Here is a 20,568-nt window from a genome sequence, read left to right as displayed (position 1 = left end):
CCGGGTTGATTATTTGTTATTACAGCGATATTATCTCGCGCCCTATTTCTTGGCTTCCGGGGCGTAGGTAGCTGTCAATTGGAGTCCCACTGAATGGCCCGTATTGCAGGCGTTAACATTCCAGATAACAAGCATACTGTTATCTCGCTGACCTACATCTATGGTGTTGGTCGCACTACTGCACAGAAGATCTGTGCAGTGACTGGGGTAAACCCAGCCGCAAAGATCAAAGATCTGAGCGACGAGCAGATTGAACAGCTGCGTGGCGAAGTGGCGAAGTTCACCACTGAAGGTGACCTGCGTCGCGAAATCAACATGAAAATCAAGCGTTTGATGGACCTCGGTTGCTATCGCGGTCTGCGTCATCGTCGTGGTCTTCCAGTGCGCGGTCAGCGCACCAAGACTAACGCGCGTACCCGTAAAGGTCCGCGTAAGCCGATCCGCAAGTAATCGCCCCAGCGAATCGACAGGAAATTAATCATGGCTAAACCTGCTGCTCGTCCTCGTAAAAAAGTCAAAAAGACAGTGGTTGATGGCATCGCCCACATCCACGCGTCTTTTAACAACACAATCGTGACCATCACCGACCGTCAAGGTAACGCTCTTTCCTGGGCTACCTCCGGTGGTTCGGGTTTCCGCGGTTCCCGCAAGTCCACCCCGTTTGCTGCTCAAGTAGCTGCTGAACGTGCTGGTCAAGCTGCGCTGGAATACGGCCTGAAAAACCTCGACGTCAACGTCAAAGGTCCAGGCCCAGGTCGTGAATCTGCAGTCCGCGCTTTGAACGGCTGTGGCTACAAGATCGCCAGCATCACCGACGTGACGCCAATCCCGCACAACGGGTGCCGTCCGCCGAAGAAGCGCCGCGTGTAATCCAGGAGATTGTAAAGAATGGCTCGTTACATTGGTCCAAAATGCAAACTCGCTCGTCGCGAAGGCACCGATCTCTTCTTGAAGAGCGGCGTGCGCGCGATCGAATCGAAGTGCAACATTGAAGCAGCACCTGGTATCCACGGCCAACGCCGCGGTCGCCAGTCCGATTACGGCACCCAACTGCGTGAAAAGCAGAAGGTCCGTCGTATCTACGGCGTTCTCGAGCGTCAATTCAGCGGCTACTACAAAGAAGCTGCTGGCAAGAAAGGTGCAACTGGCGAAAACCTGTTGCAACTGCTCGAATGCCGTCTGGACAACGTTGTATACCGTATGGGTTTTGGCTCTACTCGTGCCGAATCCCGTCAGCTGGTATCGCACAAATCCGTAAGCGTTAACGGTCAGACCGTAAACGTGCCGTCGTACCAGGTTCGTGCTGGTGACGTGGTCGCGATTCGCGAGAAAGCAAAGAACCAACTTCGCATTGTCCAAGCTCTCGATCTGTGTGCCCAACGTGGCCGCGTAGAATGGGTAGAAGTAGACACTGAGAAGAAGTCGGGCGTTTTCAAGAACGTTCCAGCTCGCAGTGATCTGTCCGCCGACATCAACGAAAGCCTGATTGTCGAGCTCTACTCCAAGTAAGGGCTAGAAAATAGGTGCATCCATGCAGATTTCGGTAAATGAGTTCCTGACACCCCGCCATATTGATGTGCAGGTTGTCAGTCCAACCCGCGCCAAGATCACTCTCGAGCCTCTCGAGCGTGGTTTTGGCCACACCCTGGGCAACGCGCTGCGCCGCATCCTGTTGTCCTCAATGCCCGGCTGCGCAGTAGTCGAGGCCGAGATTGACGGTGTGCTCCATGAGTACAGCGCCATCGAAGGTGTACAGGAAGACGTAATTGAAATCCTGTTGAACCTTAAAGGTCTGGCTATCAAGCTGCACGGCCGTGACGAAGTTACGCTGACCTTGTCGAAGAAGGGTTCGGGGGTGGTTACCGCTGCCGATATTCAGCTGGATCATGATGTCGAGATCGTTAACCCCGATCACGTAATCGCTAACCTGGCGTCTAACGGCGCCCTGAACATGAAGCTCACCGTAGCTCGTGGTCGTGGTTATGAACCGGCAGACTCGCGTCAGAGCGATGAAGACGAAAGCCGCAGCATCGGTCGCTTGCAGCTTGACTCTTCGTTCAGCCCGGTTCGCCGTATCGCATACGTGGTGGAAAACGCCCGTGTCGAGCAGCGTACTAACCTGGACAAGCTGGTTATTGATCTGGAAACCAACGGTACTCTGGATCCTGAAGAGGCTATTCGCCGCGCTGCAACCATTCTGCAACAGCAGTTGGCTGCGTTCGTCGACCTCAAAGGTGACAGTGAGCCAGTGGTTGTCGAGCAGGAAGACGAGATCGATCCGATCCTGCTTCGCCCGGTTGACGATCTGGAACTGACTGTACGTTCGGCTAACTGCCTTAAGGCGGAAAACATCTACTACATCGGTGACCTGATTCAGCGTACCGAAGTAGAGCTGTTGAAGACTCCGAACCTTGGCAAGAAATCCTTGACTGAAATCAAGGACGTTCTGGCCTCCCGCGGTCTGTCCCTCGGCATGCGCCTCGACAACTGGCCGCCTGCAAGTCTTAAGAAGGACGACAAGGCGACTGCCTGATCGTCGTAATCACCGAACGTTGTGTTTGGTAAGGAATGAACCATGCGTCATCGTAAAAGTGGTCGTCACCTGAGCCGCACTAGCTCGCACCGCAAGGCCATGTTTCAAAACATGGCAGTGTCGCTGTTCGAGCACGAGCTGATCAAAACTACACTGCCGAAAGCTAAAGAACTGCGTCGCGTTGCTGAGCCGCTGATCACTTTGGCCAAGACAGACAGCCTGGCTAACCGCCGTCTGGCTTTCGACCGTACTCGTTCGAAAGCTATCGTTGGTAAGCTCTTCAACGACCTGGGCAAGCGTTACGCTACCCGTGAGGGTGGCTACCTGCGCATCCTCAAGTGCGGTTTCCGCACTGGCGACAACGCGCCTATGGCGTACGTCGAGTTGGTTGATCGTCCTGCCGGTGGTGAAGCTGTATCCGCTGAGTAAGACGTCAGTCTGAAACGAAGAACCGGGCCTAGTGCCCGGTTTTTTGTGCGCGCTCGAAAAGTATCGAGTGGCTTAGGCGATACAGCTTCATTAGTATTTATCTATCGATTCTCACAATTTAATGAATTTGATGGTGCCATGTTGATGGTCAATACTCCCTCTCAGCCGATTAGCCGGCAGTAGGAAAGACTGACAGAGGAAGACATCGCATGAGCCAAAATAAAACACTTACCACCGCCAGTGGCGCTCCTGTCGCTGATAACCAGAATTCCCGTTCCGCCGGCCCTCGTGGCCCGCTGCTGCTCGACGACTTTCACCTGATCGAGAAGCTTGCCCACTTCAACCGTGAAAATATCCCTGAGCGCCGCGTACACGCCAAAGGTTCGGGTGCTTACGGTACGTTCACCGTAACTCGGGACATCACCGAGTACACCAGCGCCAAACTGTTTGAATCTGTCGGCAAGCAAACTCCAACCTTTCTGCGGTTTTCCACCGTGGGCGGCGAGCGCGGTTCTGCTGATACCGAGCGCGATCCACGTGGTTTCGCGCTGAAGTTCTACACCGAAGAAGGTAACTGGGACATCGTCGGCAACAACACGCCAGTGTTCTTCATCCGCGATCCTTTGAAATTCCCGGACTTTATTCACACCCAAAAACGTCTGCCACAAAGCAATTTGAAAAGCGCGCAAATGATGTGGGACTTCTGGTCGCATTCGCCTGAGGCGTTGCACCAGGTCACCATTCTGTTCTCGGACCGCGGCATCCCCGATGGCTACCGTCACATGCACGGCTTCGGCAGCCACACCTACAGCCTGATCAACGCCAATGGTGAACGTCACTGGGTGAAATGGCACTACAAGACCCAGCAAGGGATAAAAAACCTGGCGCCAGCAGAAGCGGCGCGCCTGGCCGGTACCGACCCGGATTACGCGCAACGTGATCTGTTCGGCGCGATCGAGCGCGGTGATTTCCCGAAATGGCGCGTGTGCATCCAGATCATGACTGAGGCTCAGGCCGCAGCGCACTACGAGAACCCGTTTGACGTGACCAAGACCTGGTCGCAGAAAGAGTTTCCGCTGATCGAAGTGGGCGAACTGGAACTTAACCGCAACCCACAGAACTACTTTGCTGAAGTCGAGCAAGCGGCGTTCGGTCCGAGCAACATGGTGCCGGGTGTCGGTTTGTCGCCTGACCGCATGTTGCAGGGGCGAGTGTTCGCTTACGCCGACGCTCACCGCTACCGTATTGGCACCAACCACCAGCAATTGCCGGTGAACGCGCCTCGCAGCCCAGTGAACAGCTATCAGCGCGACGGTTCGATGGCGTTTGGCAACAATGGCGGTACGACACCTAACTATGAGCCGAACAGCTACATCGAATCGCCGAAACAAGCGCCTCGTTATACAGAGCCAGCGCTGGCGCTGAGTGGTGCAGCTGATCGTTACGATCATCGCGAAGATACCGACTATTACAGCCACGCCGGTGCGCTGTTCCGTCTGATGAGCGATGCGCAGAAAACGCTGCTGATCAACAACATTGCCGGCGCGATGGCTGGGGTTTCCGGCGACGTGATTGATCGTCAGTTACAGCATTTCTTCAGGGCCGACCCGGCGTATGGAGAAGCAATTGCAACGGCTTTGGGCGTACAGCTTAACGAAGTCTAAACGAGAAGCAGAACCGCCCGCATTTGGGCGGTTTTTGCGTTATTTAAACCACTTTTCTCAGAATATCTTCGCTTTTATCGCGCAAGCAGAGTGACCAAACAGTCTGCTTGGTTCAAACTACAGACTTTCAAGCAGGGAGATGTGGGGCGATGCAAGGCCACCCAGACGTAATCGATTACCTCAACACGTTGCTGACCGGCGAGCTGGCGGCGCGTGATCAATATTTCATCCATTCGCGGATGTACGAGGACTGGGGTTTCACCGAGCTCTACGAACGTATCAACCACGAGATGGAAGAAGAGGCGCAGCACGCTGACGCCCTGATGCGCCGGATTCTCATGCTCGAGGGCACTCCGCGCATGCGTCCGGACGACCTGGATGTTGGCACCACAGTGCCTGACATGCTCGCCGCTGACCTGCGTCTGGAATACAAAGTCCGCGCCGCACTCTGCAAGGGCATCAAGCTTTGCGAGCTTCACAAAGACTACGTCAGTCGCGAGATGCTGCGTATTCAGCTGCACGACACCGAAGAAGATCACACCTACTGGCTCGAGAAGCAGCTGGGTCTGATCAAGTTGATCGGTATGGAGAATTACCTGCAATCGCAGTTCTGAATCCGCCGCCTACAAAAAAGCCCCTGTCACCGATGAAGTGACAGGGGCTTTTTCGTGGGCCTGATTCAGGCTTTGTCGCGAGCCAGCAGCGGCTTGAGGTAGAAGCCCGTGTGAGACTGCTTCATCTCCGACACTTCTTCCGGCGTACCGACAGCAATGATCTGTCCGCCCTTGGAACCGCCTTCCGGCCCCAAGTCCACCAGCCAGTCGGCCGTCTTGATCACATCCAGATTGTGCTCGATCACCACCACAGTGTTGCCGTGGTCGCGCAATCGATGCAGCACGTCGAGCAATTGCTGGATATCCGCGAAGTGCAGGCCGGTCGTTGGCTCATCGAGGATGTACAGCGTCTTGCCGGTATCGCGCTTGGACAGTTCACGAGACAGCTTCACCCGCTGGGCTTCACCACCCGACAGCGTGGTCGCTGATTGCCCGAGCTTGATGTACGACAGGCCGACATCCATCAGCGTCTGAAGCTTGCGCGCCAGGGCCGGAACCGCATCGAAGAACACTCGCGCTTCCTCGATCGTCATCTCGAGGGTTTCGTGGATGCTCTTGCCCTTGTACTTGATCTCCAGGGTTTCGCGGTTATAGCGCTTGCTCTTGCAGACGTCACATGGGACATAGATGTCCGGCAGGAAGTGCATTTCCACCTTGATCAGGCCATCGCCCTGGCAAGCTTCGCAACGTCCGCCCTTCACGTTGAAGGAGAAGCGTCCAGGACCATAACCGCGGGAGCGGGACTCCGGCACACCGGCGAACAGTTCGCGAATCGGTGTGAACAATCCGGTGTAGGTCGCCGGGTTGGAGCGTGGCGTTCGACCGATCGGGCTCTGGTCGATGTCGACAACCTTATCCAGATGCTCCAGACCTTTGATGCTGTCGTGAGCGGCCGCTTCGAGCGTCGTCGCTCCGTTCAACGCCGTAGCGCTAAGCGGGAACAAGGTGTTGTTGATCAACGTCGACTTGCCCGAGCCGGACACACCGGTCACGCAGGTCAGCAGGCCGATCGGAATGTCCAGATCGACATCGCGCAAGTTGTTGCCACGAGCGCCTTTGAGGGACAGCGACAACTTCTTGTTGCGCGGCGTGCGTTTGGCCGGGACTGCAATCTTCACCCGGCCCGACAAGTACTTGCCGGTCAATGAATCTGGATGAGCCATGACCTCGGCCGGCGTACCTTCGGCGACGATATGCCCGCCGTGTACACCCGCGCCCGGACCGATATCCACCACGTAGTCAGCCAGGCGAATCGCATCTTCGTCGTGCTCGACCACGATCACCGTGTTGCCGATATCCCGCAGGTGCTTGAGGGTGCCAAGCAGCCGATCGTTGTCCCGCTGGTGCAAACCAATTGACGGTTCGTCGAGAATGTACAGAACGCCAACCAGGCCTGCGCCGATCTGGCTGGCCAGACGGATACGCTGCGCTTCACCACCGGACAACGTGTCGGCACTGCGATCCAGCGACAAATAGTCCAGGCCAACGTTGACCAGGAACTGCAGTCGCTCGCGAATTTCCTTGAGAATCTTGTCGGCAATTTCACCACGGCGGCCGGTGAGTTTCAGCACGCCGAAATATTCACAGGCATCGCCAATCGGCAGATTGGTCACCGCCGGCAGCGTCTTCTCGCCAACCCACACATGCCGCGCCTCACGACGCAGGCGAGTGCCACGGCAATCCGGGCAAGGCTGGGTGCTGAGGAACTTGGCCAGCTCTTCACGCACCGAGGCGGACTCGGTTTCACGGTAGCGACGTTCCAGATTCGGCACGATGCCTTCGAATGGGTGCGAACGTTTGACGATGTCGCCGCGGTCGTTCAGGTACTTGAAGTCAACGTTCTGCGAACCGCTGCCGTGCAGGATGAACTTCTGCTGGTCGGCCGACAGTTCGTTGAACGGCACTTCCAGGCTGAACTTGTAGTGGGACGCTAACGAACCAAGCATCTGGAAGTAATAGACGTTGCGCCGGTCCCAGCCACGAATCGCGCCTTCCGCGAGCGTCAGTTCGCCATTGACCAATCGCTTGATGTCGAAGAACTGCTTAACACCCAGGCCATCACACGTCGGACAAGCACCGGCCGGGTTGTTGAAGGAGAACAGCTTGGGTTCCAGCTCGCTGATGGCATGGCCGCAGATCGGGCAGGCGAAGCGCGCGGAGAAGATGATCTCTTCGCCGGGCTCGTCGTCCATCGGCGCGACCAGGGCGATGCCGTCTGCCAGCTTCAGCGCGGTCTCGAACGACTCGGCCAGACGCTGTTGCAGGTCGGCGCGCACCTTGAAGCGGTCGACCACCACATCTATCGAGTGCTTCTTCTGCTTATCCAGCTTCGGCAATTCGTCCAGCTCACAGAGCCGGCCGTTGACCCGAGCCCGCACAAAGCCCTGGGCGCGCAGCTCTTCGAAGACCGAAAGGTGTTCGCCTTTACGCTCGCGGATCACCGGGGCCAGCAGCATCAGTTTGCTGCCCTCCGGTTGGGCGAGAACCAGGTCGACCATTTGGCTGACGGTCTGCGCTTCCAGCGGAATGTCGTGATCCGGGCAACGCGGAATACCCACGCGAGCGTAAAGCAGGCGCAGGTAATCGTAGATTTCGGTGATGGTGCCGACCGTCGAGCGCGGGTTGTGCGAGGTCGACTTCTGTTCGATGGAAATGGCTGGCGACAATCCTTCGATGGTGTCGACGTCAGGCTTTTCCATCATCGACAGGAACTGCCGGGCATAGGCTGACAGCGATTCGACGTAGCGGCGTTGGCCTTCGGCATACAGCGTGTCAAACGCCAGGGACGATTTGCCGGATCCGGACAGGCCGGTGATGACGATCAGTTTGTCCCGTGGCAGGGTCAGGTCGATGTTCTTCAGGTTGTGGGTTCGGGCCCCACGAATCAGGATCTTGTCCAAAGTGGCCTCGCTTGGCGGGCGTCGAAAACGTAGGAGTATACGGCCAAATACTGGATGGATGCACACTATCAAACGAGCGGATGGGTGTCTTACATGAAGAGTCTGTCAGCAGAGCGCGTCAAAGCGTCGCGATATACCCCGTCAATCGATGGGACTGGTAGAATCGCCGCCGGTTCACATGAGGTTTTTCCATGCACGATCCCCACAGCGAACGCATGAGTGGCAGCGAGACACGCGCGGCAAGCGGTCTGGCCCTGGTGTTCGCCTTCCGTATGCTTGGCATGTTCATGGTGTTGCCGGTACTGGCGACCTATGGGATGGATCTGGCAGGAGCGACCCCGGCCCTCATCGGGCTGGCGATTGGCGCTTACGGCCTGACCCAGGCGATCTTCCAAATTCCTTTCGGCTTCATTTCCGACCGTATCGGCCGTCGTCCGGTGATTTACCTGGGGCTGATCGTCTTCGCCCTCGGTAGTGTGCTGGCGGCTAATGCCGACTCGATCTGGGGCGTGATCGCCGGACGAATCCTGCAAGGCGCCGGGGCGATTTCCGCGGCGGTGATGGCGTTGCTGTCAGACCTGACCCGCGAACAGCATCGGACCAAAGCCATGGCCATGATCGGCATGACGATCGGTCTGTCGTTCGCTGTCGCCATGGTTGTAGGACCGTTGCTCACCCGTGCCTTCGGTCTGTCCGGGTTGTTCCTCGCCACGGGCGGCATGGCGTTGTTCGGCATCGTGATCGTCATGTTCATGGTGCCGCGCTCGACCGGGCCGTTGCAGCACCGTGAGTCCGGCGTGGCGCGCCAGGCGCTGATACCGACGCTCAAGCACCCGGACCTGTTGCGTCTGGACCTGGGCATTTTTGTGTTGCACGCGATGTTGATGTCGAGCTTCGTCGCGTTGCCTTTGGCGCTGGTCGAAAAAGCCGGGCTGCCCAAAGAACAGCACTGGTGGGTCTACCTCACAGCGCTGCTGATTTCCTTCTTCGCCATGATCCCGTTCATTATCTACGGCGAGAAGAAACGCAAAATGAAACGAGTTTTACTCGGCGCCGTCGCGACGCTGATGCTCACTGAGCTATTCTTCTGGCAGTTCGGCGACAGCTTGCGGGCTCTGGTGATCGGGACGGTGGTGTTCTTTACCGCGTTCAACTTGCTGGAAGCTTCATTGCCATCGCTGATCAGCAAGGTTTCACCGGCAGGTGGCAAGGGCACGGCGATGGGGGTTTATTCCACCAGCCAGTTCCTCGGTTCGGCACTGGGCGGCATCCTCGGCGGCTGGTTGTTCCAGCATGGCGGTCTGTCGGTTGTGTTCCTTGGATGCGCCGGTCTGGCTGCCCTCTGGCTGGCCTTTGCTGTTACCATGCGCGAACCACCCTACGTGACGAGCCTGCGCTTGCCGTTGTCGCCCGAGGCGATCCGCGAAGCGGGTCTGGTCGAGCGCCTGAAGGCCGTCGTAGGGGTAACAGATGCAGTGATCGTCGAAGATGAAGCGGCGATTTACATCAAATTGGACACAGAACTATTGGATCGCACCACCCTTGAGCGCCTGGTGAACAACCCGGCCGGGGCAGCGTGCGTAGCCTAGGAGAACGTTATGGCCCGTGGGGTTAACAAAGTCATATTGGTCGGCACTTGCGGCCAGGATCCCGAAGTTCGCTACTTGCCTAACGGTAACGCCGTGACCAACCTGAGTCTGGCGACCAGCGAACAGTGGACCGACAAGCAAACCGGTCAGAAGGTCGAGAAGACCGAATGGCACCGTGTGTCGATGTTCGGCAAAGTCGCCGAAATCGCCGGCGAGTACCTGCGTAAAGGTTCGCAGGTTTACATCGAAGGCAAGCTGCAGACCCGCGAGTGGGAAAAAGACGGTATCAAGCGTTACACCACTGAAATCGTGGTCGACATGCAAGGCACCATGCAACTGCTGGGCGGCCGTCCACAGCAGGGCGACCAACAAGGCGGGGGCAATAACTACCAGCAGTCCGCTCCGGCCCCACGCCAACAGGCTCCGCGTCCGCAGCAGTCGGCAGCACCGCAACAGTCGCGTCAGGCTCCGGCTCCACAGCAGGCTGCTCCGCAACCGGCTCCGGATTTCGACAGCTTTGATGACGATATCCCGTTCTAAAAAGCAGCTATCCAGTCAGTAACAAAAAAAGCGAAGCCATCTGGCTTCGCTTTTTTGTTGGCGCTATTAACTGGATAACGTCGTCACGTTGGCCCGCGCCATGTGCAGTTTTTTGTAGCTGTCGATCAATCGCAGGTGCCGGTCGAGCCCCTCCAGTTTGATGCTGGTCGGCGTCAAACCATGGAAGCGCACACTGCCGTCCACCGAGCCGATCACTGCATCCATCCGCTCGTTGCCAAACATCCGGCGGAAGTTGGCCTCGTAGTCTTCCAGCTCCAGGTCTTCGTCCAGCTTCATCTCCAGCACCGCGTTGACGGCTTGGTAGAACAAGCCACGCTCAACGGTGTTGTCGTTGTACTGCAGGAACATCTCCACCGCCTCTTTCGCCTCTTCAAATTGCTGCAAGGCGAGATAGATCAGCAGTTTCAACTCCAGGATCGTCAGCTGACCCCAGGCCGTATTGTCGTCAAATTCGATGCCTATCAAGGAAGTGATGTCGGTGTAGTCATCCAGCTCACTTTCCACCAGACGCTCAACCAACGCTCGCAGTTCGTCTTCGTCCAGGCGATGCAGATTCAGGATATCGGCGCGGAAGAACAGTGCTTTGTTGGTGTTATCCCAGATCAGATCGTCTACCGGATAGATTTCCGAATAGTCCGGCACCAGGATGCGGCACGCCGTTGCACCAATGTGCTCATACACCGCCATATACACTTCTTTGCCCATGCCTTCGAGAATGCCGAACAAGGTCGCGGCTTCGTCGGTATTCGAGTTTTCACCCTGGCCGGAGAAGTCCCACTCCACGAATTCGTAATCCGATTTGGCACTGAAGAAGCGCCACGACACAACGCCGCTGGAGTCGATAAAGTGCTCGACGAAGTTATTCGGCTCGGTCACCGCATGACCTTCAAACGTCGGCTGGGGCAAATCGTTGAGGCCTTCGAAACTGCGGCCCTGCAGCAATTCGGTCAGGCTGCGTTCCAGCGCCACTTCCAGGCTTGGGTGCGCGCCGAACGAGGCGAACACACCGCCGGTACGCGGGTTCATCAACGTGACGCACATCACCGGGAATTCACCGCCCAGAGACGCATCTTTCACCAACACCGGGAACCCTTGCTCTTCCAGTGCCTGAATACCGGCCAGTATCCCGGGGTACTTCGCCAGCACATCGGCCGGCACATCCGGCAGGGCAAATTCGCCTTCGATGATTTCGCGTTTTACCGCGCGCTCGAAGATCTCCGACAGGCATTGCACCTGGGCTTCGGCCAGCGTGTTACCGGCACTCATGCCGTTGCTCAGGAACAGGTTTTCGATCAGGTTCGACGGGAAATACACCACCTCGCCGTCTGACTGGCGCACGTACGGCAGCGAGCAGATGCCGCGTTCTTCATTGCCCGAGTTGGTATCGATCAGATGGGAGCCGCGCAGCTCGCCGTCGCGGTTGTAAATCTTCAGGCAGTACTCGTCGAGAATTTCGGCCGGCAGCTCATCTTTACGGCCAGGCTTGAACCAGCGTTCGTCCGGGTAGTGCACAAACGCAGCGTTGGCGATGTCTTCGCCCCAGAACTGGTCGTTGTAGAAGAAGTTGCAGTTGAGCCGCTCGATAAACTCGCCCAACGCCGACGCCAGCGCGCCTTCCTTGGTAGCCCCTTTGCCGTTGGTAAAGCACATCGGCGAGTGCGCATCGCGGATATGCAGCGACCACACATTGGGCACGATATTGCGCCACGAGGCGATCTCAATCTTCATGCCCAGGTCCGCCAGGATGGCCGACATATTGGCGATGGTTTGCTCCAGCGGCAGATCCTTGCCGGCAATGTAAGTGCTCGCCTCTGAACTGGAAGCAGGCATCAGCAACGCCTGGGCATCGGCGTCGAGGTTGTCCACCTCTTCGATCACAAACTCAGGCCCGGCTTGCACCACTTTTTTCACAGTGCAACGGTCGATGGAGCGCAGGATGCCCTGGCGGTCCTTGTCGGAGATGTCCGCCGGCAACTCGACCTGGATCTTGAAAATCTGGTTGTAACGGTTTTCCGGGTCAACAATATTGTTCTGCGACAGGCGGATGTTTTCCGTGGGGATGTTGCGCGTGCTGCAGTATAACTTCACAAAATACGCTGCACACAACGCCGACGAAGCCAGGAAGTAGTCGAACGGACCCGGTGCCGAGCCATCGCCCTTGTATCGGATAGGTTGATCGGCCACCACCGTGAAGTCATCGAACTTGGCTTCAAGTCGAAGGTTGTCGAGAAAGTTGACCTTGATTTCCATGGGGGATTACCAGAATAACGGGCTAGACGATTTGGTCGCCATTATCCGGCTTTTCGGCCGTAAGTCTCAGAAAAAAGGCCAGTCACGTGCGCACGCGACTGGCCTTCTTTGTTTCGGGAACGTCGGATTGCAGCACCTGACGCAGAAGCGTTGATCAGTGATGCGCCGCCAGGAGCTCGTCAGTGGACACTACGCTTGCATAGGCGAAGCCCAGGGCCGACATAAAGGCTGCGTGCACGTGGGCTGCCGGAACGGTGACGCCGTTGAACTCCAGATCACGGGTAGCACAGGCGTCATGAATCACCGTGACGGTGTAGCCAAGATCGGCGGCGGCGCGGGTGATGCCGTCGACACACATGTGGCTCATGCTGCCGACGACGACCAGTTCCTTGATGCCTTGCTCGTCGAGGATTGACTGTAGTTCGGTTTCGCGGAACGAGTTGACGAAGTGTTTGAGCACGACCGGTTCGTCGGCGCGGTTGAGGACCTTAGGGTGCAGCTTCGCGCCTTCGGAACCCGGGGTGAAAAATGGCGCGGCGTCGGAAGTGAACTCGTGGCGGATGTGCACCACCGAATCACCCGCATCGCGGAAGGCTTTGAGCAGACGAACGGCATTGTCCGCCGCGGCATCGGCGCCGACCAGCGGCCACTTGCCTTGGGGGAAGTAGTCGTTTTGGATATCGACTACGATGAGTGCTTGCTTGGCCATGACTGTTTCCTCGAAGTGCTTGTTGGTGTGGAATGAAGTATCGGGTCCGGCAGGCCGTCCGAGGATTGGCTGCACCGACAATAGAAGGGGGAAAACTGACAATGGACGCAGAAAGGCCAATCGCCGAGCTGGGTGTGCTGATCTATCCCGGCGCGCAGATGGCGGCGGTGCATGGGTTGACGGACTTGTTCGGGGTGGCGAACCGGATTGCCGCCGAGCATCAGGCGGCGCAGTTACCGTTGCTGCGGGTCAGCCATTGGCAGGTTGATGGCGAACAGACGCCCGAGCGGGTCTACGACAGCCATCCCGCTCCGGACAGCGCGTTGGTAGCGGTGTTGATCCCGCCGTCGATCGCCGGTTTTTCCGAAGGTCAGGCACCGCAGGGGCTGATTCGCTGGTTGCGTCAGCAACATGCGAATGGCGCGACACTCGGCGGGGTTTGTGTGGGGTCGATTCTGTTGGCAGAAAGTGGCCTGCTCGACGGTCGCAGCGCCACCACCCACTGGACCTCGGCCAAAGCCTTCGCCGAGCGTTACCCGGCGATCAAGCTCAAGGCCGACACCCCCATCGTTGACGACGGCGACCTGATTACGACCGCCGGGCTGATGGCCTGGTCCGAACTGGGTTTGCGTCTGGTCAACCGCCTGCTGGGGCCAAGCATCGCCACCAGTACCGCGCGGTTTCTGGTGGTGGAACATAGCGACAGCGCGAGTGAATGCGGCAGCAATTTTTCGCCCATTCTTAGCCATGGAGATGCTTCGATTCTCAAAGTCCAGCATTGGCTGCAGAGCACCGGAGCGACCGATGTGTCGCTGGCGACGATGGCCGAGCGGGCAGGGCTGGAAGAGCGCACGTTCCTGCGTCGATTTCGCGCGGCAACCGGACTCAAACCCACCGAGTACTGCCAGCACCTGCGGGTCGGCAAGGCCCGGGAGATGCTCGAGTTCACCAACGGCACCATCGATCACATTGCCTGGACGGTGGGTTATCAGGATCCGAGTGCCTTCCGGGCGACGTTCAAGAAGATTACCGGGTTGGCGCCAAGTGATTACCGGACACGGTTTGGGGTGGGAGCGAGTCAGGGATGAGCGTCAGTCGTGCAAAATGCCAGAGTTGAAACCCTTGTCGTGCAGAATCAAACAGGCAGGGTGCCATCACGTTTTTCGCAACTGGCTGATTTGAAAACCGTTTCCTTTCAGCCCCCCTTGGCCTGATCTCTGCACCCCTTCTACTACATTCATCAAGCGCAGATTGAAGGGGGACGCATGACCCCAGCAAGCCGCAAGAAAGTGGTGGTCGCCCACTCCGTGCGCCCCGAGGCACCGTTGCACGAAGTGGAAACCAATCGTGCGCTGGCCCGTTGGCTGGCGCAGATCCTGGGGCTTAAGTACGGCGGCAGTTACGACCCGGCACTGCACACCGGTCGAGACCTTTATCTGTTGCCGACCCAGACGCTTGTTGGCGTCGCTGCCGCCCGGCAATTGGGCGTCAAGGGACCGGAGGATTTGTGGGGCGGTTATGTCGAGCATGATTTCATCTGCACCAAAGCCATAAGCCACGGGTTACGCAACAAAAATGCTCACGCTCCGGAAGGCTGGTCACCGTTGTTTTCCGAACGGGTGCGCAGCGTGGTGCTCGACGGCCTCAGCGTGTTTTCCGTGGAGGATGCGCGCCCAGCGGCGGAACATCTGCTCTACACCGGCCCGATCCGCATCAAGCCTATTCATGCCTGCGCCGGACGCGGTCAGGAAGTGATCAAAAGCCTCGACCAGTTCGATGCCATCCTCGCGAGACCCGATGCCAAAGCGCTATTCACTGAAGGCGTGGTGCTGGAGCAGGACCTGGACCAAGTGATCACCCACAGCGTCGGTCAGAGCTTTATCGGCGACCAGGTGCTGAGTTATTGCGGTGATCAATACTTGACCGAAGACGGTCAGGGCGAGCAGGTTTATGGTGGGTCCAACCTGCTGGTTGTGCGGGGTCACTACGACGATCTGCTCGCGCTGGAACTGCCGGACGATATTCAGCTGGCGATCCGGCAGGCGCAAGTGTTTGACCGTGCTGCGGATGAGGCTTATCCCGGTTTCTACGCCTCGCGGCGCAACTACGACATCGCCCAAGGTGTCGACAGTAATGGCAAGCAGCGCAGCGGTGTGCTCGAGCAGTCCTGGCGGATGGGCGGTGCCAGCAGCGCCGAAGTTGCCGCCTTGCAAAGCTTCGTCAACGACCCCGGGATGCGTGCGATTCGCGTGTCTTCGGTCGAGACTTACATCGACCAGCCGCTGCCGGCGGACGCCATCGAGGTGTATCGCGGGCCGGCGCAAAACAGTGACTTTCTTCTCAAGTACGTAACGGTTAAATCCTATGACGGCTAGAAGCGAAACCATTCAAATCGACATCGACGAAGAACAGATGATTGGGACCTTTCTCAGTCCCAAATCGAAAGTGCCCGGCGTGCTCTTTGTGCACGGTTGGGGTGGCAGTCAGGAGCGGGACCTGGAGCGGGCGAAAGGCATCGCCGGTCTGGGTTGCGTGTGCCTGACGTTCGACTTGCGCGGACATACCGGCGGGGCCGGAATTGCGCTGAATCGAGTCACGCGCGAAGACAACCTGCGCGACCTGCTGGCGGCGTATGACCGCCTGCTCGCGCACCCGGCGCTCGATACATCGGCGATTGCCGTGGTCGGCACCAGTTATGGCGGTTACCTGGCTTCGATCCTGACGTCATTGCGTCCGGTGCGCTGGCTGGCGCTGCGGGTGCCAGCGCTGTATCGCGATGATCAATGGCACACGCCCAAACGTGACCTGGACAAGCTCGATTTACGTGATTACCGCAGCACGTTAGTGCGCGCCGACAGCAATCGTGCGCTGCATGCCTGTTCGCAATTCACCGGGGATGTGCTGCTGGTGGAGTCCGAGACCGACGACCATGTGCCCCACGCAACCATCATGAGTTACCGCGCGGCCTGTCAACAGACGCATTCGCTGACCCACCGGATTATCGACGGCGCCGATCACGCCTTGAGCGAACCTGTTTCGCAACAGGCGTACACCTCGATCCTGGTGGGCTGGATCACCGAGATGGTGGTGGGCGAGCGGTTGAGCATTATTCAATCCAGCTGAATTTGCGGTGTTCTTTAGATCAATCGCGAGCAAGCTCGCTCCCACACTCGACCTGTGTTCGCAGGACTATGTGGGAGCGAGCTTGCTCGCGATGATGTCTTCACAAACACCAGATCACTTGGGTTTCTTCTCGATCCGCAACGACTTGGCTTTGGCTTCCACGATCAGGTACATCACCAGGGTAATCAGTAGCGGCAGGATGAAATAGATCGCCCGATAGGCCAGCAATCCGGCCACCAGGCTGCCTCGGGACGCTTCATGTTGCAGCAGCGCCACGAACACCGCTTCAAGCACGCCGAGCCCTGCCGGGATGTGCGTAATGACCCCGGCAATCGCGCTGATCAACAACACCCCAAGCACCAGCGGGTAATCCAGCTTGCTCGGCAGCAAGGTGAAAATCACCGCCGCCATCAGCGACCAGTTCAGCGCCCCGAGGGCCAGTTGCAGCACCGCCATGCGCAGGGACGGCAGGTCGATTTCCACCCCGCGTATCGCCCACTCCCGCCGCTTGGAAAACTGACACGCTGCCAGGTACCCCGCGCTCACCAGTAGCAACAACACGCCCACACCTTGCAAGGCACCGGTGCTCAACTTCCAGCCTGGCGGCATTCGCACCAGTCCGCTGCTGAACACTGCACCGGCAATCACCATGTACCCGAACCAGTTGGTCGCGAGGCTCAACCCGAGAATTTTCGCGATGTTGCCCTTGCTCACCCCGAGTCGCGAATACAGCCGATAACGCATGGCAATACCGCCGACCCAGGCACTCAGGTTGAGGTTGAAGGCATAGCTGATAATCCCCACCGGCAAGATCTGCTTCCACGTCAGGTCCTGGCGAATGTAGGTACGGCCGATCAGGTCGAAGCAGGCGTAGACCAGAAAACTCACCAAGGTCAGACCGGACGCGATGATCAGCGTGCGCACCTTGAAATCTGCGAGGTTGTCGAACACTTCATCCCATTCAATGCGCTGGGCAAGCATCGTGAACAGTACGATCAACGCCAGGAAAAACAGCATTGTCAGCGGCCGTTTCCAGCGGCTCCAGCGGGATTTGGTCGGGTTGTCGGCGTGGGTCGCCGGTTGTGTATCAGAGTGGCTCATCAGGTGTCACTCCCGGCGGAATGGGAAAAAGGTTTCAGGCGCGGTTTATGCGCCGGCAGCCAACCGGCCCAGGCCGGGAAGTGCCGCAGAAAGTGGAACACCAGAAAGCCGACGGTCATGTGCCAGATCCGTCCGCGCGGGGCTTTGTCGGTGGACATCGCCTTGCAATGGTTGTTACTCAGGTCTTCGAGGCGCTCGAACAGGTTGCGGTTGAAGGCGCGATCGCGGATCAACACATTGGCTTCCAGGTTCAAGGACAGGCTCAACGGGTCGAGGTTGCTCGAACCGACCGTGCTCCAATCCTCATCCACCAGCGCGACTTTGCCGTGCAGCGGACGGTCGCAATATTCGTAAATCTGCACGCCGGATTTGAGCAGGTAGTCATAGGTCATGCGCGCGGCGAGTTTGGCCGCCAGCATATCGGGCTGACCTTGCAGGATCAGTCGTACATCGACGCCACGGCGCGCCGCGTTGCGGATCTCGCGCAGCAGGCGATAGCCCGGAAAAAAATAGGCATTGGCGATCACCACCCGGCGCTGGGCACTGCGCAGCACCTGTCGGTAAACCTCTTCGATGTCAGTCGGATGCTCGCCGTTGTCGCGGTACACCAGGCGAACCTGGCCGTCGTGATCGCTGAACGCCAGTTCCGAGCGCCGTTGCCTGCGGCGTTGCCACCAGTATTTGGCGCGAGCCGGGCGACCGCTTTGGAGCAGGGCGAAGTGATGAATGTCGGCCACCGCCGGGCCTTGCACTTCAACGGAATAATCCTGCTTGGCCTCAGGGCCGAAGTCAGCCAGATGGTCGGCCGAAAAGTTGATGCCGCCGATGAACGCAATCGTGCCATCGACCACCACGATCTTGCGGTGCAGGCGGCGGAACCAGTTGGTGCGTATGCCCAGATGTTTGGGCGCAGGGTCGAAAATCTGGATGCGCACGCCGGCCTCACTCAGGGCGGTGAGGTATCCCGTGCTCAGTTCGCCGCAGCCAAAGCCATCGAGACTGGCGGTGATCCGCACGCCGCGTTGAGCGGCGGCGATCAGTACTTCCTGCAGCTCATCACCGACCTTGTCCTCAAACACAATGAAGGTTTCCAGCAGGATTTCAGTCGTCGCCTGACGCATGGCTTCGAACACCCGAGGAAAATACGCTTCGCCGTTTTCCAGCAGCTCTACGCGGTTGTTGCCTTGCCAGCCATATTGGACGTCGACCACTCCCGGCTCACGGGCCGGCGGGGTGGTGGATAAGTGCTCCACTTGGGTTTTATCCATCGATGAGCTGCTCATAGCTCGATCTCCACCGATAGCGGTGCATGGTCGGAAAGGTGTGACCAGGGCCGTGCGGCCAGCACTTGCGGCTGACTGGCCTTGAGGTTGCGCACGTAGATGCGGTCAAGGCGCAACGCCGGCAAGCGCGCTGGAAAACTGCGCGCCGGTTTGCCGTGGAACTCGGCGAAAACTTCCCGTAAACCACAGGGTTTGAGCAGCGCGTCGGCACGCTGGCGCCAGTCGTTGAAGTCTCCGGCAACGATCACCGGGGCATCGCTGGGCAGTTCTTCGAGACGCTGGGCCAGCAACTTGAGCTGTTCAGTCCGGTGGGTTTCGCGAAGGCCCAGATGCACACAAATGGCATGCACTTCCTGGCCGTCACCGGGCAGGCGCAGCACGCAATGCAAGATGCCGCGGTTCTCGTGACCGCTGATGGAGACGTCGAGGTTGTCGTGGCGAATGATCTGGAATTTCGACAGCAGTGCATTGCCATGATCGCCCGCCGGATAGACCGCATTGCGCCCATAGGCAAACTGCGGCCACAGGGTGTCGGCGAGGAATTCGTATTGCGGCATCGCCGGCCAATTGCTGTAGCGCTGGGGGTGATGCTCGTGGGTGCCGTGGACTTCCTGCAAAAACACCACGTCGGCGGACACGCTGCGCACCGCTTCGCGCAATTCCGGCAGGATGAAGCGCCGGTTGAGTGCGGTGAACCCCTTGTGCGTGTTGACCGTCAGCACGGTAAAGCGGCGCACGGAGGTGATGATGGGTTGCTGTTCGTCGGTGGTGCCGACCGGTTCGGAAATGCTCATGACAGCACTCCTTCGGCGGCCAGTTCACCGGGACGGGTGGCGAGGTCTTTATCCAGATGAAAGCGCTCCAGCAAGCGGCGGGCATCGAAGGGCGCGCGGACTTTGATGTCGTTGTCGAAGTAGCAAAACACCTCACGGGACTTGCGCGCCTTGGGCTTTTGCCGGGGTGCGATCAGCTGTGGGTCGGGCGGTTGCTGGCCGTGGTGCCAAGCCTCGATCCGGTCGCCCCAGCGTTTCAGCGCCTCGGGGGTGTAACCGCTGGCATAAAGTTCTTCGGCACCGTGCAGGCGCAGGTAAACGAAGTCGCTGGTGAGGTCTTCCCGGTACGGCCATTTACCGGCGGTGTCGGCGATGACGAGGGCCGCGTTATAGCGTTTGAGCAGGCGGATGAAGGCGGGGTCGACGAAGCTCTCGTTTCTGATTTCTACGGCATGGCGCAAAGGCTTTTTTCCGTAGGCCTTCATGCTGGCGTGACCGTTCACGTGCGCATCATGCTGGCGGGCGAGGGCGGCGGCCTCTTCGGTGTTGTGCGGCAACTGCTCCAGAAAGGTCTCGAACAACTCGGCATCGAATTTGAAGTTGGGCGGGAATTGCCAGAGGATCGGGCCGAGTTTTTCTTTGAGTTCCAGCACCCCGGACGCAAAGAAATTCGCCAAGGGTTTATGGACGTCCCGCAGTCGCCTGATGTGGGTGATGAAACGCGGGGCTTTGACGCTGAAAACGAAGCCCCTCGGGGTTTCGGCGTACCACTGGGCATAACGTTCGGGCCGTTGCAGGGCGTAAAACGATCCATTGATTTCGATGCTGTTGACCGCCCGTGAGGCGAATTGCAATTCGCGCTTGTGGGTCAGCCCCTTCGGGTAGAAATCCCCCCGCCAGGGCGTGTAGCGCCAGCCTGAAATACCGATGTGGATCGCCGCCATGTCGCCTCCCGTCTAATGGTTCTCGGACTGCCCTGTCTTTTGATGACTGCGGGGCGGGCGAGAAAGTTTCGACGGGACTACGGACGGTTAAAGCA

General features: G+C 58.4%; 19 protein-coding genes. 12 read left to right on the top strand and 7 right to left on the bottom strand.

Annotated elements, in window-relative coordinates; translation table 11 throughout:
- Positions 1-93: 93 nt before the first annotated feature.
- The 7 genes from rpsM (at position 94) to bfr (ending at position 5,240) form a co-directional block, all read left to right on the top strand.
- Complete coding sequence (gene rpsM / locus ACA059_RS28470; RefSeq protein ID WP_003186020.1) at positions 94-450, top strand: 30S ribosomal protein S13; 357 nt, start codon at positions 94-96, stop codon at positions 448-450.
- Positions 451-480: 30 nt separating this feature from the next.
- Positions 481-870, top strand: a complete 390-nt coding sequence (gene rpsK / locus ACA059_RS28465; RefSeq protein ID WP_002555466.1) for a 30S ribosomal protein S11 — start codon at positions 481-483, stop codon at positions 868-870.
- Between the two features lie 18 nt (positions 871-888).
- Positions 889-1,509: a 30S ribosomal protein S4 gene (rpsD, locus tag ACA059_RS28460; RefSeq protein WP_003210056.1), complete on the top strand. Its 621-nt coding sequence runs from the start codon at positions 889-891 to the stop codon at positions 1,507-1,509.
- A gap of 22 nt (positions 1,510-1,531) precedes the next feature.
- Positions 1,532-2,533: a DNA-directed RNA polymerase subunit alpha gene (locus ACA059_RS28455; protein ID WP_003186012.1), complete on the top strand. Its 1,002-nt coding sequence runs from the start codon at positions 1,532-1,534 to the stop codon at positions 2,531-2,533.
- Between the two features lie 42 nt (positions 2,534-2,575).
- The gene (rplQ, locus tag ACA059_RS28450) at positions 2,576-2,962 is read left to right on the top strand and encodes a 50S ribosomal protein L17 (RefSeq protein WP_008145500.1); all 387 of its coding nucleotides are present in this window, start codon (positions 2,576-2,578) and stop codon (positions 2,960-2,962) included.
- A gap of 209 nt (positions 2,963-3,171) precedes the next feature.
- A complete protein-coding gene (locus ACA059_RS28445; protein ID WP_497631814.1) occupies positions 3,172-4,626 on the top strand; it encodes a catalase in 1,455 nt (484 codons plus the stop codon).
- Between the two features lie 149 nt (positions 4,627-4,775).
- Positions 4,776-5,240: a bacterioferritin gene (gene bfr, locus ACA059_RS28440; protein ID WP_497631813.1), complete on the top strand. Its 465-nt coding sequence runs from the start codon at positions 4,776-4,778 to the stop codon at positions 5,238-5,240.
- A gap of 65 nt (positions 5,241-5,305) precedes the next feature.
- Here the strand turns inward: bfr and uvrA are convergent, their stop codons facing one another.
- Positions 5,306-8,140 carry an excinuclease ABC subunit UvrA gene (uvrA, locus tag ACA059_RS28435; protein WP_497631812.1) on the bottom strand — a complete coding sequence of 945 codons (2,835 nt, stop codon included), beginning with the start codon at positions 8,138-8,140 and terminating at the stop codon, positions 5,306-5,308.
- A 191-nt stretch (positions 8,141-8,331) separates the two neighbouring features.
- Here uvrA and ACA059_RS28430 point away from each other — a divergent pair, with 191 nt between their 5' ends.
- Both ACA059_RS28430 and ACA059_RS28425 read left to right on the top strand, forming a co-directional pair.
- On the top strand, positions 8,332-9,729 hold the full coding sequence (locus ACA059_RS28430; protein ID WP_415771747.1) for an MFS transporter: 1,398 nt from the start codon (positions 8,332-8,334) through the stop codon (positions 9,727-9,729).
- Positions 9,730-9,738: 9 nt separating this feature from the next.
- The gene (locus tag ACA059_RS28425) at positions 9,739-10,269 is read left to right on the top strand and encodes a single-stranded DNA-binding protein (RefSeq protein WP_008145505.1); all 531 of its coding nucleotides are present in this window, start codon (positions 9,739-9,741) and stop codon (positions 10,267-10,269) included.
- Between the two features lie 66 nt (positions 10,270-10,335).
- On the opposite strand, the gene ACA059_RS28420 is transcribed toward ACA059_RS28425, so the two are convergent.
- Positions 10,336-12,540, bottom strand: coding sequence for an OsmC domain/YcaO domain-containing protein (locus ACA059_RS28420; RefSeq protein WP_497631811.1), 2,205 nt, complete (start codon positions 12,538-12,540; stop codon positions 10,336-10,338).
- Positions 12,541-12,694: 154 nt separating this feature from the next.
- Positions 12,695-13,249, bottom strand: coding sequence for a cysteine hydrolase family protein (locus ACA059_RS28415; RefSeq protein ID WP_497631810.1), 555 nt, complete (start codon positions 13,247-13,249; stop codon positions 12,695-12,697).
- Positions 13,250-13,350: 101 nt separating this feature from the next.
- On the opposite strand from ACA059_RS28415, the gene ACA059_RS28410 reads away from it, so the two are divergent.
- From ACA059_RS28410 to ACA059_RS28400, 3 genes are all read left to right on the top strand, one after another.
- Positions 13,351-14,337: a GlxA family transcriptional regulator gene (locus tag ACA059_RS28410; RefSeq protein WP_497631809.1), complete on the top strand. Its 987-nt coding sequence runs from the start codon at positions 13,351-13,353 to the stop codon at positions 14,335-14,337.
- A 177-nt stretch (positions 14,338-14,514) separates the two neighbouring features.
- Positions 14,515-15,624, top strand: coding sequence for a DUF3182 family protein (locus ACA059_RS28405; protein ID WP_497631808.1), 1,110 nt, complete (start codon positions 14,515-14,517; stop codon positions 15,622-15,624).
- On the top strand, positions 15,614-16,372 hold the full coding sequence (locus tag ACA059_RS28400) for an alpha/beta hydrolase family protein (protein ID WP_497631807.1): 759 nt from the start codon (positions 15,614-15,616) through the stop codon (positions 16,370-16,372). The genes ACA059_RS28405 and ACA059_RS28400 overlap by 11 nt, the downstream gene beginning before the upstream one ends.
- Before the next feature lie 114 nt (positions 16,373-16,486).
- Here the strand turns inward: ACA059_RS28400 and ACA059_RS28395 are convergent, their stop codons facing one another.
- From ACA059_RS28395 to ACA059_RS28380, 4 genes are read right to left on the bottom strand one after another with little or no spacing between them, the layout of a single operon-like run.
- On the bottom strand, positions 16,487-17,473 hold the full coding sequence (locus ACA059_RS28395) for a lysylphosphatidylglycerol synthase domain-containing protein (protein ID WP_497631806.1): 987 nt from the start codon (positions 17,471-17,473) through the stop codon (positions 16,487-16,489).
- Complete coding sequence (gene clsB / locus ACA059_RS28390; RefSeq protein ID WP_497631805.1) at positions 17,473-18,756, bottom strand: cardiolipin synthase ClsB; 1,284 nt, start codon at positions 18,754-18,756, stop codon at positions 17,473-17,475. The genes ACA059_RS28395 and clsB overlap by 1 nt, the downstream gene beginning before the upstream one ends.
- On the bottom strand, positions 18,753-19,550 hold the full coding sequence (locus tag ACA059_RS28385; protein ID WP_497631804.1) for an endonuclease/exonuclease/phosphatase family protein: 798 nt from the start codon (positions 19,548-19,550) through the stop codon (positions 18,753-18,755). Before ACA059_RS28385 ends, clsB begins: the two co-directional genes overlap by 4 nt.
- A complete protein-coding gene (locus ACA059_RS28380; RefSeq protein WP_497631803.1) occupies positions 19,547-20,473 on the bottom strand; it encodes a DUF72 domain-containing protein in 927 nt (308 codons plus the stop codon). Before ACA059_RS28380 ends, ACA059_RS28385 begins: the two co-directional genes overlap by 4 nt.
- Positions 20,474-20,568: the final 95 nt, after the last annotated feature.

The sequence above is a fragment of the Pseudomonas sp. LBUM1647 genome (assembly GCF_059716175.1).
Note: the sequence above shows the minus strand (reverse complement) of the source record. Positions and strands in the feature narration are given on the sequence as shown.